The organism is Paracoccus sp. J39, from assembly GCF_000518925.1.
Classification (GTDB): Bacteria; Pseudomonadota; Alphaproteobacteria; order Rhodobacterales; family Rhodobacteraceae; genus Paracoccus.
Genome location: NZ_JAEN01000021.1, coordinates 37,939 through 49,629 on the forward strand (window position 1 = coordinate 37,939; position 11,691 = coordinate 49,629).

At 64.9% G+C, this 11,691-nt stretch carries 11 protein-coding genes; 5 read left to right on the forward strand and 6 right to left on the reverse strand.

All coding sequences use genetic code 11. The features are described 5' to 3' along the window. The first annotated feature begins 2 nt into the window (after positions 1 to 2). From L632_RS0117155 to L632_RS0117175, 5 genes are all read left to right on the forward strand, one after another. Positions 3 to 1,166, forward strand: coding sequence for an acyl-CoA dehydrogenase family protein (locus L632_RS0117155; protein WP_028717226.1), 1,164 nt, complete (start codon positions 3 to 5; stop codon positions 1,164 to 1,166). 16 nt (positions 1,167 to 1,182) lie between these two features. Continuing rightward, positions 1,183 to 2,097: an SDR family NAD(P)-dependent oxidoreductase gene (locus L632_RS0117160; RefSeq protein WP_028717227.1), complete on the forward strand. Its 915-nt coding sequence runs from the start codon at positions 1,183 to 1,185 to the stop codon at positions 2,095 to 2,097. 97 nt (positions 2,098 to 2,194) lie between these two features. Continuing rightward, on the forward strand, positions 2,195 to 3,391 hold the full coding sequence (locus tag L632_RS0117165; protein ID WP_028717228.1) for an acetyl-CoA C-acetyltransferase: 1,197 nt from the start codon (positions 2,195 to 2,197) through the stop codon (positions 3,389 to 3,391). 16 nt (positions 3,392 to 3,407) lie between these two features. Beyond that, complete coding sequence (locus tag L632_RS0117170; RefSeq protein WP_028717229.1) at positions 3,408 to 4,607, forward strand: MFS transporter; 1,200 nt, start codon at positions 3,408 to 3,410, stop codon at positions 4,605 to 4,607. A gap of 20 nt (positions 4,608 to 4,627) precedes the next feature. Continuing rightward, positions 4,628 to 5,803: a CaiB/BaiF CoA-transferase family protein gene (locus L632_RS0117175; protein WP_028717230.1), complete on the forward strand. Its 1,176-nt coding sequence runs from the start codon at positions 4,628 to 4,630 to the stop codon at positions 5,801 to 5,803. Positions 5,804 to 5,873: 70 nt separating this feature from the next. On the opposite strand, the gene dctP is transcribed toward L632_RS0117175, so the two are convergent. The 6 genes from dctP to L632_RS0117205 all read right to left on the reverse strand — a co-directional run bounded on the left by dctP (position 5,874) and on the right by L632_RS0117205 (position 11,511). Further along, positions 5,874 to 6,872, reverse strand: a complete 999-nt coding sequence (dctP, locus tag L632_RS0117180) for a TRAP transporter substrate-binding protein DctP (RefSeq protein WP_028717231.1) — start codon at positions 6,870 to 6,872, stop codon at positions 5,874 to 5,876. A 93-nt stretch (positions 6,873 to 6,965) separates the two neighbouring features. Beyond that, a complete protein-coding gene (locus L632_RS0117185; protein WP_028717232.1) occupies positions 6,966 to 7,604 on the reverse strand; it encodes a TetR/AcrR family transcriptional regulator in 639 nt (212 codons plus the stop codon). A gap of 88 nt (positions 7,605 to 7,692) precedes the next feature. Further along, a complete protein-coding gene (locus tag L632_RS0117190) occupies positions 7,693 to 8,172 on the reverse strand; it encodes a MaoC family dehydratase (RefSeq protein WP_028717233.1) in 480 nt (159 codons plus the stop codon). Between the two features lie 23 nt (positions 8,173 to 8,195). Next, positions 8,196 to 9,434 (reverse strand): CaiB/BaiF CoA-transferase family protein, encoded by a 1,239-nt coding sequence (locus L632_RS0117195; protein ID WP_028717234.1) that lies wholly within the window; start codon positions 9,432 to 9,434, stop codon positions 8,196 to 8,198. 25 nt (positions 9,435 to 9,459) lie between these two features. Next, complete coding sequence (locus L632_RS0117200; protein WP_028717235.1) at positions 9,460 to 10,335, reverse strand: CoA ester lyase; 876 nt, start codon at positions 10,333 to 10,335, stop codon at positions 9,460 to 9,462. A gap of 9 nt (positions 10,336 to 10,344) precedes the next feature. Continuing rightward, positions 10,345 to 11,511 (reverse strand): acyl-CoA dehydrogenase family protein, encoded by a 1,167-nt coding sequence (locus L632_RS0117205; RefSeq protein ID WP_028717236.1) that lies wholly within the window; start codon positions 11,509 to 11,511, stop codon positions 10,345 to 10,347. Positions 11,512 to 11,691: the final 180 nt, after the last annotated feature.

The following is an 11,691-nucleotide window of genomic DNA, read 5'->3' on the forward strand; positions in this document are numbered from 1 at the left end:
CCATGGCCTATGACAGTTTCCGCCACGAGGACTACAACGCGCTCTCCGACGATGATTTCCGCGCCCTCGTCCGCCGCTTCCTGGCCGAGAACCACCCGCCTGAGATCCGCCATCCGGCCAAGCGCCTGCATTGGGAGGATGCCGAACCCTGGTACATGATCCTGTCGGCGGCGGGCTGGCTGGCGCCGAACTGGCCGCGCCAATACGGCGGCATGGGCCTGAACCCCGGCAAGCAACTGATCTACGTCGAGGAATTCGAGAAGTTCGGCGCCGCCCGCACTCCCGATCACGGCATGATGCTGCTGGGCCCGCTGCTAATCAACTACGGGTCCGAGGAACAGAAGGCGCATTTCCTGCCGAAGATCCTCTCGGGCGAGCATATCTGGTGCCAGGGCTATTCCGAGCCCAATGCCGGCTCCGACCTTGCCAATCTGCGCACCGAAGCGGTGCTGGACGGCGATGAATGGGTGGTGAACGGCCAGAAGATCTGGACCACGCTGGCGGGCGATGCCGACTGGATCTTCTGCCTGGTCAGGACCGACAAGGGGGGTAAGAAGCAGGAAGGCATCAGCTTCCTGCTGATCCCGCTGGATACGCCCGGCATCACCATCCGGCCGGTCATCAACCTGGAACTCGACGACGAATTCTCGGAAGTTTTCTTCGACAATGTGCGGGTGCCCAAGGGTAATATCGTGGGCGAGGTCAATCAGGGCTGGACCATGGCCAAGAACCTCTTGGGGTTCGAGCGGATCTTCTTGGGCGGCCCCCGCCAATCCTCCAGCGCGCTGGCCAAGCTGCGCCGCCTTGGCCAGCATTACGGGCTGCTGGACGATCCCGGCTTCATCGACCGCTATGCCGGTTTCCAGATGGAGCTCGAGGACCATCAGGCGATCTTCTCGCGCATCGCTGACAAGCTGCGCCGGGGCGAAAGGCTGGGGCCCGAGGTCAGCTTCCTGAAGCTGAACCAGACCAGCCTTTACCAGCGCATCACCGAATACGGGCTGGAACTGATGGCCGAGGACGGCGGCTGGCTTGCGCCGCTGGAGGGGTCGAACGACCTAGCCATGCCGATGCAGTTCCTGAACGCCCGCGCGGCGACGATCTATGGCGGCACGACGCAGGTGCAGAAGAACATTCTGGCCAAAGCCGTGCTCGACCTACCTTAACGAAAGGACAACGGAAATGACGCAGATATTGGACGGCAAGGTCGCACTGGTCACCGGCGCAGGCGGGGGGATCGGCCGCGCCATCGTCATCGCCATGGCCCGCGCCGGCGCCTCGGTGGTCATCAATGACATCGGCGTGTCACTGTCGGGCGAAGGTGGCTCGGCCAGCCCCGCCGAGGAGGTCAAGGCCGAGATCGAGGGCTTCGGCGGCAAGGCCGTCATCAGCACCGAATCCGTGTCGGAATGGGAGGCCGCGCAGCGCATGGTGGCGCTGGCGAAGGACAGCTTCGGGCGGCTGGATATCGTGGTGAACAATGCGGGCATCCTGCGCGACGCGATGTTCCACAAGATGACGCCGGAACAATGGCTGTCGGTGGTGGGCGTCCATTTGAACGGCAGCTTCTTCGTCAGCCGCGCCGCCGCCGAGATCTTCCGCGAACAGGAAACCGGGTCGTTCATCCACATGGTCTCGACCTCGGGGCTGATCGGCAATCTGGGCCAGGCGAACTATTCCGCCGCCAAGCTGGGCATGGTCGGCCTGTCGAAATCCATCGCGCTGGACATGAAACGTTACAACGTGCGGTCGAACTGCATCGCGCCCTTCGCCTGGGGGCGGATGACCAGCAATATCCCGGCGGAAACGCCCGACCAGATCGCCCGGGTCGAGAACCTCAAGAAGATGACGCCCGAGAAGAACGCACCGCTGGCGGTCTTCCTCGGCTCGGACGCGGCGAAGGACGTGACCGGCCAGATCTTCTCGACCCGCAAGAACGAAATCTTCCTGCTCAGCCAGAACCGCCCGATCCGTTCCGTCCATACCGCCGAGGATTGGACGCCGGAAACCGTCCGCGACCACGCCATTCCTGCCCTGCGCTCCTCGTTCTTCCCGCTGGACCGCAGCCAGGACGTCTTCACCTGGGATCCCTGTTGAAGACGGGCCGGAAGGCGGTCGGGTCGAGCCTCCTCCTCCACATCGCTCCCCGCTGCCTTCCGGCGAAATCACCCCTGCCCCATCGAAAGGTAAACCCATGCGCCGCGCCGCCATCGTCAATCCGCTCCGCACCGCCGTCGGCGGTTTCGGAGGCTCGCTCCGCGCCGTCCCGGTCGAGACCCTCGGTGGCACCGTCACCAAGGCGGTGCTGGCACAGACCGGGCTTGATCCCGCGCTGATCGAGGACGTGGTCTTCGCCCAGTCCTATGCCAATTCCGAAACCCCCTGCGTCGGGCGCTGGATCGCGCTGGATGCGGGCCTGCCGATCGAGGTGCCGGGGCTTCAGACCGACCGGCGCTGCGGCGGCGGGCTGCAGGCGCTGGTGACGGCTGCAATGATGGTGCAGACCGGCGCCTGCGACGTGGTGCTGGCCGGCGGCGTGGAATCGATGTCGAATATCGAGTTCTACACCACCGACATGCGCTGGGGCCGCCGCTCGGGCACGACGCAGTTCTATGACCGGCTGGACCGCGGCCGCGAACGCTCGCAGCCGGTGCATCGCTTCGGCCATATCTCGGGGATGATCGAAACGGCAGAGAACCTGGCCAAGGATTACGGCATCACCCGCGAGGAGGCCGACGCCTTCGCCGCCGAGAGCCACCGCCGCGCCGCGAGCGCCTGGGCGGACGGGCGTTTCGCCGAGGAGGTGGTGCCGGTCGCGGTGCCGCAGCGTAAGGGCGATCCGCTAATCTTCGAGCGCGACGAGGGCATCCGCCCGGACACCACCCCGGAATCGCTGGCCAAGCTGCGGGTGATCCAGAAGGACGGTACCGTCACCGCCGGCAATGCCGCGCAGCAGAACGACGCGGCCAGCGCCTGCCTGATCGTAGCCGAGGACAAGCTGGAGGAACTGGGCCTGACGCCCATCGCCTTCCTCAACGGCTGGTCGGCCGTCGGTTGCGAGCCCTCGCACATGGGCATCGGCCCGGTGGGAGCGGTGGCCAAGGTGCTGCAGAAGACCGGGCTGAAGATGTCCGACATGGGCCTGGTCGAGATCAACGAGGCTTTCGCCGCCCAGGTCCTGGCCTGCCTGAAAGGCATGGATTGGGACGAGCGCGACAAGCTGAACGTGAACGGCTCGGGCATCTCGCTTGGCCATCCGATCGGCGCCACCGGGGTGCGGATCATGACGACGCTGGTGCGCGAGATGCAGCGGCGCGGCGTCCGCTACGGGCTGGAAACCATGTGCATCGGCGGCGGTCAGGGCATGGCAGCCGTCTTCGAGCGCGCCTGATCCGGCAGCCCCGACGATGACCATTACCGAGGCCGAGATCGCCACCACCCTGCAGAACACCTCCCGCGCCGGGCCTCCGCCGCGACCGGGACGGCTGCCCGCCACGATCATCGTCGCAGGGCTGAACAACGCGCCCCTGGCCGGGGCGCGGCTGGTGCTGCCGATGATCGCGCTGTCGATGGGCATCGGACCGGCGCTGGTCGGGCTGATGGCCTCGATGTTCACGCTGGCGCCGATGTTTCTGACCGTGGCTTTCGGCCGTTGGGTGGACCGCAGCGGGCCGCTGACCCCGATCCTGTTCTCAACCGGACTGATCGTGGCGGCCGCCGTCCTGTTCGAGGCCCACCCCTCGCAATCGACGCTACTGGCGATGGCGGCACTGATCGGCGCGGGAGGGATGTTCAGCCATGTCGCCGCCACCCGCGCGGTGGGCGAGGTCGGCCCGCCCTCGGCACGGGCGCGCCATATCGGATATCTGGTCGTGGCCTATTCGGTATTCCAGTTTCTGGGGCCGGTGATCGCGGGATCCAGCTATGAATGGGGCGGTGGAGAGGCGGCGGTGCTCAGCCTCGGCGGATTCGCGGCGTTGTCCTTCCTGGTGCTGGCGACACCCTGGCATAATTTCAGCCGCTGGCCGACGGAAAACCGCCCCGCCGCGGCAGGCCGCACGCGAGAGCTGTGGGCCGTGCCCGGTTTGGGGAAATGGCTGCTGACCCTTGGCGTCTTCGGCGGCGTGCAGGCGATCTATCCCTTCGTGCTGTCGCTACATGTGGTGGCGCAGGGGCTTTCCGCCGCAGATGCCGGGATGATGCTTGGCGCCTTCGCCATCGGCTCGCTAGTCTCGCGGATGACAGTGGGGCTAGTGACGCGCTGGCTGCGCGGACCGCTTGTGGTGACGCTGGCCCTGATCGGGGGCGGGCTTGCCTATGCCGCGCTGCCGTTCATGCAGACGCTGCTGCCGCTTATGACGCTGAGCGCGGCGATGGGTTTCGCCATCGGGCTGGGCTCTCCCATCGTACTGGCGCTGATCTACGACACCGCGCCCCCCGCCCGCGTGAACGAATCCATCGGGCTGGGCATGGCGATCACCAATCTGCTGCAAACTGCCCTGCCATTGACGCTTGGGCTTGTAGCCTCGGGTCTGGGGATCGGTGCGATGGTCTGGGCACTGGCCTTCGCCATGCTGGTCTGCGCCGCGCTGACCGGCAGGACATGAGAATGCATGAGGGAGACGACATGACCCGACAACCCGCCCTTGCCGGCATCAGGGTGCTTGACCTTGGCCGCTATATCGCCGCGCCCTTCTGCGCCAACATGCTGGCCAACGAAGGAGCCGAGGTGATCCGCGTGGAACCGCCCGAGGGCGGTGCCGATCGCGAGGTCATGCCCGTGGGACAACCCGGGCGGGGCGGGCTGTATCTTCAGGTGAATGCGAACAAGAAATCGCTGTCGCTGGATTATGCGAAACCAGAAGGCCGCGCCGTGCTGGAAAAGCTGATCGCCACCGCCGACGTGCTGATCGTCAACCTGCCGCAGAAGGCGCTGATGAAGCTGCGGCTGGACTATGACAGTCTGGCCGCGATCAAACCCAACATCATCCTGACCACGATCTCGGCCTTCGATGCGGGGGGCAAGGATCGCGACCGCGTGGGCTTCGACGGCACCGGCCAGGCGCTGAGCGGGGCGATGTATCTGACCGGCTTCGGCGAGGCCCCCACGCGCGAGGCGGTGTCCTATGTCGATTACGCCACCGCGATGGCGGCCGCCTTCGCCACCATGTCGGCGCTGATGGACCGGGCGCGGTCGGGCAAGGGACAGCATGTGCAGTGCTCGCTGATGGGCACGGCGCTGACGATGATGAACGCGATGCTGATGGAGGAAGCCTCGGGCTTTCGCACCCGCCGCCCGATCGGCAACCGCAGCCCGATCGCCGGGCCGTCTGACCTTTTCCGGGCCAAGGATGGCTGGGTGATGATCCAGATCATCGGCGATCCGATGTTCAGCCGCTGGGCAAGGATGATAGGACGCGAAGATCTACTGTCGGACCCGCGCTTCGCCAGCGATTCCGACCGGGGCGAGAATGGCGAGGCACTGAGCGCCATCCAGCAGGAATGGTGCGCCAGCCGCACGGTAGAAGAATGCTTGGCCGATCTGGCCGCCGCTCGCCTCCCCGCCTGCCCCTGCCTGACGCCCGCGCAGACGCTGACGATGCCGGGCTTCGAGGACTACACCGAAATCCTGCCCGTGGGTGACGGCCTGCCGCTGGTCGCCCGCTCGATCCGCACAGAAAGCGCCCTGGCGACACCCCGCACGCTTGCGCCCCTGCTGGGCGCGGACAGCGCCGCCCTGCTGGATGCCCTGGGCATCGCGGCCGAGGAACAGGCCCGGCTGAAGGCCCAGGGCATCATTTGACAAGGCGCCCTGTCGAATAACACAAAAATGGCCCCTCGCGGGGCCATTCCTGTTTCGCTTGCTTCTCAGCTTACCTAGGGGCAGCGCGATAGGCCTCCAGGATCTCGGCACCGGGGCGACCCTGTGCCTGCATCCCCTCGGCCCACATCCGGGCATCCTCGTCGAATTTCTTCGCCCATTCGGCCAGGTCCGCCTCGCTCGCCGTGGTGATCTTGACCTTGCCGCCATCAAGCGCAGTCTGGCGGTCCTTCGCCTCGAGTTCATCCTGATAACGGCACAGATGGTCCTGCGCCTTGGCGGCGGCCGCGGTGAAGCGGGCCTGATCAGCCTCTCCCAGCGCGTCCCAGGCCTTGGTGGTCATGGCATAGACCACCGGCCCACCACCTAGTTCCGGCCCTTCATAGGCATGGGCCACGACATCCTCGAGCCCGTAGATCGGAAGGCTGTAATAAGGAAGCAAAGTGCCGTCCACGGTGCCGCGCGACATCGCGTCATAGACTTCGCCCGAGCTCATGCTGATCGGCACGGCCCCCGCCTCGCGCACCAGGTTGCCGATGGCGGCGCCATTGGCGCGCAGTTTCAGCCCGGCCACGTCGCCCAAGGTCGATATCTGCTTCTTGTTGGTCAGGATCTTGTAGGCCGGCTGATGCGCCACGAAAAGCACATGCAACCCAAGCGGTTCGTATTCCGCCTTGTCCAGCGGCGCGCCCTGCTGGATCACCGACCACAACCGATGCACGCCTTCGCATGTCGTGGCGTGAAAACCCGGCAGTTCAGCGACCGAGGTGAGCGGCAGCTTTTCGGGGCTGTAGGACGGCACCAGCGTCACCACGTCGGCAAGCCCGGTCTTGACGACCGTCAGCGGATCTTTGCCCAGCTGCGCCGCAGGAAAGGTGCTGAGCGCGACCTCGCCGGTCTCGGCCAACGCCTCGACGAAGACCTTGCCGCCTTCCTCCCACAGGTAATGGGTCTGCGGGAACTGATGGGCAAAGCGCAGCTTCAGCCCGTCGGCCTGCGCGGGCAAGGCCACGGACAGCGCCAGAAGCGCCAGTTTCGCAATGCGGATCATGGTTTCCTCCTGTCATGAGGGCGCAAGGCGCCGGCCGATGCAATGATCGGGGACGGACGCGACAAGGCCCAGGGTGATCGTGAAACCCGCCGGCTAGAGCCTGTAGCCGGGCGCTAGCGCCCCCTCCAGCAGCAGGCGGATGACGTGGTCGCAGACCTCGTCGATGGTCATATGCTTGGGGCTGAACCATTCCTGGACCCGGCTCATCGACCCCAACAGGAAGGGCACCAGGATGCGCAGGTTCATGCCGGGTCGGATAACACCCCGATCAATGCCCTCCTCGATCAGGTCATACCAGATCTGGGCATATTCGCGGCGTTTCTCCAGCTTGCGGTGCCGCATGGCGGGAGGCGTATGCTCCCAGACCCGCATCAGCGCGGCGGCGCTGTCATCACGCCACTCGATATAGGGCGTGATGTGGGCGCGCATCGCGGCAACCAGCCGGTCCAGATAAGGCGCATCCGACCCTTGGTCCCGCACCGCCCTTTCGACCGCTTCCGAGACAAGCGCAATGGCTCCCACCAGCAACTCGTCCAGAATCTCTTCCTTGGACTTGAAGTGATAATAGAAGCTGCCCGCCTTCATCCCCACCCGCTCGGCCAGCTCACGCAGGTTGCAGTCGCTATAGCCCTTCTCGGAGAAAAGATGGGCCGCCGCGGTCAGGATCTCCTGCCGCGTCGTCTCGGCCTTGCGAGTCGCCTGTCTTTCGACCGTGCTGGGCTTTGCTGCCATCTGCCTCGCCTTTCGATGCCGGCTGTCTGATGCTGTTAGAAACTGCACGTCAACTCCATGCCTTGCAAGGCAGCGGATGGCCAGCCCCTCAACCGGGGTTTTTCTTCAGCATCATGCCGGTGCGGCGGAAGGTCAGGACCATCTTGTCGTCCTGGTTATAGCTGCGGGTCTCGAATTCGACGATGCCGGCATGGGGACGCGACTTCGATTCTCGCTTCGAGACGATCTCGGTTTCGCTGCGCAGCGTGTCGCCCAGATAGACCGGATTGGTGAACTTCACGTCGTAGAACCCCAAGTTCCCCTGGGTGGTGCCCAGCGTGGTGTCGGCCACGGTGACGCCGCAGGCCAGGGACAGGGTGAACAGGCTGTTGACCAGCCGACCCGGATGGCCCTGCTCCTTGGAATAGACCTCGTCCATGTGCAGCCAGGCCGAGTTGTAGGTCAGGGCCGAGAACAGCAGGTTGTCCGCCTCGCAGACGGTGCGGGTGATCGCGTGCTTGTAGACATTGCCGACTTCCAGCTCTTCGTAATACTTGCCGGTCGCCAGTTCGGTGTAGTTGACGCTCATGGAATGTCTCCGCTTGGCCGGGGTCAGATGACACCCGAGGATTTCAGGTTCTCGATTTCGTCGGCACCAAGGCCCAAAAGGCCCAGCACCTCGGCATTGTCGGCGCCGAGCTTTGGCGCGGGCTTGTCGAGCCCGACCGTCGCGGCCGACATCCGGATGGGGATGCCGGCGCCGACGGCGTCGATCTCGCCGACGTCGGGATGGACCAGCGGCACGATGGCGCCGCTTTCGCGCAGCGCGGGGTCCGCCATTGCCTCCAGCGCGGTGCGAACCTTGACGCAGGGCACCCCCCGCTGCGTGCTCAGTGCCTCGATGACGGCATCGGTGGTCAGGGTCCGGGTCCAGGCTTCGATCCGTCCGTTGACGTCATCGGCGTTGACGGCGCGGGGCCCGCGGGTCGCGTAGCGCGGGTCCCTGATGAGTTCAGGCTGGCCCATCGCCTCGAAGATCAGCCCGGCCCATTTGTCATTCGCCGCCGCGATCGAGACATGGCCGTCAGCGGTTTCGAACACGCCAAAGGGTGCCAAGCGCGTCTGGTGGTTGCCAGTCCGCGCCGGAAAGCCCATGCGCTGCAACACGTCGAAATGCTCGAAGGGCAGGAGCGATGACAGGCAATCCATCATCGAAACCATGACATGCTGGCCCTGCCCGGTCACGCCGCGCTGGATCAGCGCCGACTGGATGCCCATCATGCCGTAAAGCGGCGCCAGCAGGTCGGCCATCGGAAGGCCCAGCCGGGTCGGCGGGCCGTCCTTGTCGCCGGTGGTGTCCATGACGCCCGAGAGGGCCTGAACGGCGATGTCCATCACCTTCAGCCCCGGATAAGGGCTGGGCCGACCCATGCCGGTGATCGAACAATAGATCAGCCGGGGATTGATGCCTTTGAGACTGTCGTAATCCACCCCTAGCCGTTCGACCGTGCCATCGCTGAGGTTTTCCACGACAAGATCGGACTGCTTGACCAGGTCCTTGAAGATTTCCAGCCCGCGTTCCGATTTCAGGTCCAGCGACAGGCTTTTCTTGGCCCGCGCCCGCGCCAGGATCGACAGCGACACGTCGCCATCGGCCAGCGCGCCCAGATGGATGCCGTCCTTGCCGTAGAAGGGCGGGTTGAAACGGGCAATGTCGCCGCCCGTCGGTGCCTCGATCTTGATGACCTCGGCGCCAAGGCCCGCCAGCAGCAGCGTGCAGTAAGGCCCGGCCAGCGCCACGGTCAGATCAAGGACCCGGATGCCCTCGAGCGGGCGTCTCGTCTCTGCCATTTCCTCCCCCTCTGTTTCCGGCGCGTCAGGCCGCGTATTCCTTGGCCAGCGCGATGATGTCGCGCGCGGTCTTCACATGCGCGATGTCGATATGCTCGCCGTCATACATGACCGAGGCCCGGCCCTGCGCCATCGCCGCGTCCAGCGCGTCGATCATGCCCTGATAGAAGGCCACATCCTCGGCGGTGGGCGTATAGGCGCGGTTGATCGTCTCGACCTGCATCGGGTGCAGCGCCAGCTCGCCGGCCATGCCCAGCTGGCGGTCGAAGGCCGAGGATTTTGCCAGCCCCTCCAGATCCTTGATCTGCTGCCAGATGCCACCGATGGGCATCTTGCCGGCGGCGCGGGCGGCCATGACGACACGCGATTTCATGTATTCCGATTCGCGGCCCTCGGGAGTCCAGACATATTTCAGCGCCCGGCCGACATCGGCGTTCTTGGCGGTGGCGCCGACGATGCCGGTCACGCGCGGGATCATCGCGATCTCGTAGCAGAGCTGCATCGAACGCGCGGTTTCCAAGAGCGGGATCAGGCCGATGCTGCCGATCTCCATGTTTTGCCGCGCCTCGGCCTCGGCGATCATGCAGGAGGCCATATGCACATCCTCGGGCCCCCAGGGCTTCGAGATATAGATGCCCTCGACACCGGGCTGCACCACGGCAAGGATATCGTCGAGGTCATAGATATGCGCCGTGCGGTTGACCCGGACCCAGACGCGCTGACCCTGGGCGATCAGCTCGGGGATCTTGCGGGCGACCAGTTCGCGCGCCGCCAGTTTCTCGGCCGGCGGAACCGAGTCCTCGAGGTCGAGGATCAGCGCATCGGCACCGGCATTGGCCGCCTTGTCCAGCATGGATTCCTTGTTGCCGGGCACGAACAGGAAGGAACGGATCGGTTTCATTTCGGCACCTCAATAGGATTTCGGCAGGCCGAGCTTGCGCTCGGCGATGTTGGACAGGATCAGCTGCGGCGTGACCGGGGCGATATAGCCGATCCAAGCTTCGCGCATGAACCGCTCGACGTGGTATTCCTTGGCATAGCCAAATCCGCCATGGGTCAGTATGGCAGTGTTGCAGGCGTTCATGCAGGCTTCGGAGGCCATCAGCTTGGCCGCATTCGCCTCGGAACCGCAGGACAGGCCCTTGTCGTAAAGCTCGGCCGCGGCCAGGATCATCAGGTTCGCGGCCTCGAGTTCGGCCCAGTTGCGGGCCAGCGGATGCTGCACGCCCTGGTTCTGGCCGATGGGACGACCGAACACCCGGCGATCCTTGGCATATTGCGTTGCCAGCTTCAGCACCGCGCGGCCGATGCCGACCTGCTCGGCGGCGACGAAGACACGCTCGGCGTTCATGCCGTGGAAGATGTATTTCAGCCCCTTGCCTTCCTCGCCGATCAGGTCGTCCTTCGGCACCGGCAGGTCGTCGATGAACAGCTCGTTGGTATCGACGGCGGCGCGGCCCAGCTTGTCGATCTCGCGGATGTCGATGTAGTTCCGGTCGAGCTTGGTGTAGAACAGGCTCAGCCCCTCGGAGTGCTTCTTGACTTCCTCGATGGGCGTGGTGCGGGCCAGGATCAGCATGTGATCGGCCTGCTGCGCGGTCGAGATGAAGACCTTTTTGCCCGAGATCAGGTAGTTGCCATCCGCCTGCTTCTTGGCCACCACCTTCAGCTTGGTGGTGTCCAGACCGGTATCTGGCTCGGTCACGGCGAAGCAGGCCTTGTTCTCGCCGCGGGTAAAGGCCGGCAGCCAGCGCTTCTTCTGCTCTTCGGTGCCGAAATGCACCACAGGCTGCAGGCCGAAGATGTTCATATGGATGGTCGATGCCCCGGCCTGCCCGCCGCATTCCGCCACGGTGCGCAGGAACAGCGCCGCCTCGGTCACGCCCAGATTGGCGCCGCCGAATTCCTCGGGCATGCAGATGCCCAGCCAGCCGCCATCCGCCACCGCGCGGAAGAACTCGTGGGGGAATTCGTGATCCCGCTCTTTCTTCAGCCAGTATTCCAGCGGGAAGTTCTCGCAGATCTTTTCGGCGGCATCGACGATGGCCTGCTGATCCTCGGTCAGTAGATAGCCCACACCCTCACTCCTCAGTCATGGCGCGATCAGGAAGTCCGATCTTTTTCTAACAACCATTAGACTGCGTTGCGAGAGGTCAGTCAAGCATCTCGACAATCGCGTAGCGGGCCTGGTGTGTCGGATTATCCATTTGTAATATCTTGAAATAACGACAGGATGACTGCCAGCAAACGGTAAAGC

Bases quoted from the DNA above. Each gene is read 5' to 3' on its own strand.
- L632_RS0117155 (WP_028717226.1), top strand. From the start codon at position 3: ATGGCCTATGACAGTTTCCGCCACGAGGACTACAACGCGCTCTCCGAC.
- L632_RS0117160 (WP_028717227.1), top strand. From the start codon at position 1,183: ATGACGCAGATATTGGACGGCAAGGTCGCACTGGTCACCGGCGCAGGC.
- L632_RS0117165 (WP_028717228.1), top strand. From the start codon at position 2,195: ATGCGCCGCGCCGCCATCGTCAATCCGCTCCGCACCGCCGTCGGCGGT.
- L632_RS0117170 (WP_028717229.1), top strand. From the start codon at position 3,408: ATGACCATTACCGAGGCCGAGATCGCCACCACCCTGCAGAACACCTCC.
- L632_RS0117175 (WP_028717230.1), top strand. From the start codon at position 4,628: ATGACCCGACAACCCGCCCTTGCCGGCATCAGGGTGCTTGACCTTGGC.
- dctP (WP_028717231.1), bottom strand. From the start codon at position 6,872: ATGATCCGCATTGCGAAACTGGCGCTTCTGGCGCTGTCCGTGGCCTTG.
- L632_RS0117185 (WP_028717232.1), bottom strand. From the start codon at position 7,604: ATGGCAGCAAAGCCCAGCACGGTCGAAAGACAGGCGACTCGCAAGGCC.
- L632_RS0117190 (WP_028717233.1), bottom strand. From the start codon at position 8,172: ATGAGCGTCAACTACACCGAACTGGCGACCGGCAAGTATTACGAAGAG.
- L632_RS0117195 (WP_028717234.1), bottom strand. From the start codon at position 9,434: ATGGCAGAGACGAGACGCCCGCTCGAGGGCATCCGGGTCCTTGATCTG.
- L632_RS0117200 (WP_028717235.1), bottom strand. From the start codon at position 10,335: ATGAAACCGATCCGTTCCTTCCTGTTCGTGCCCGGCAACAAGGAATCC.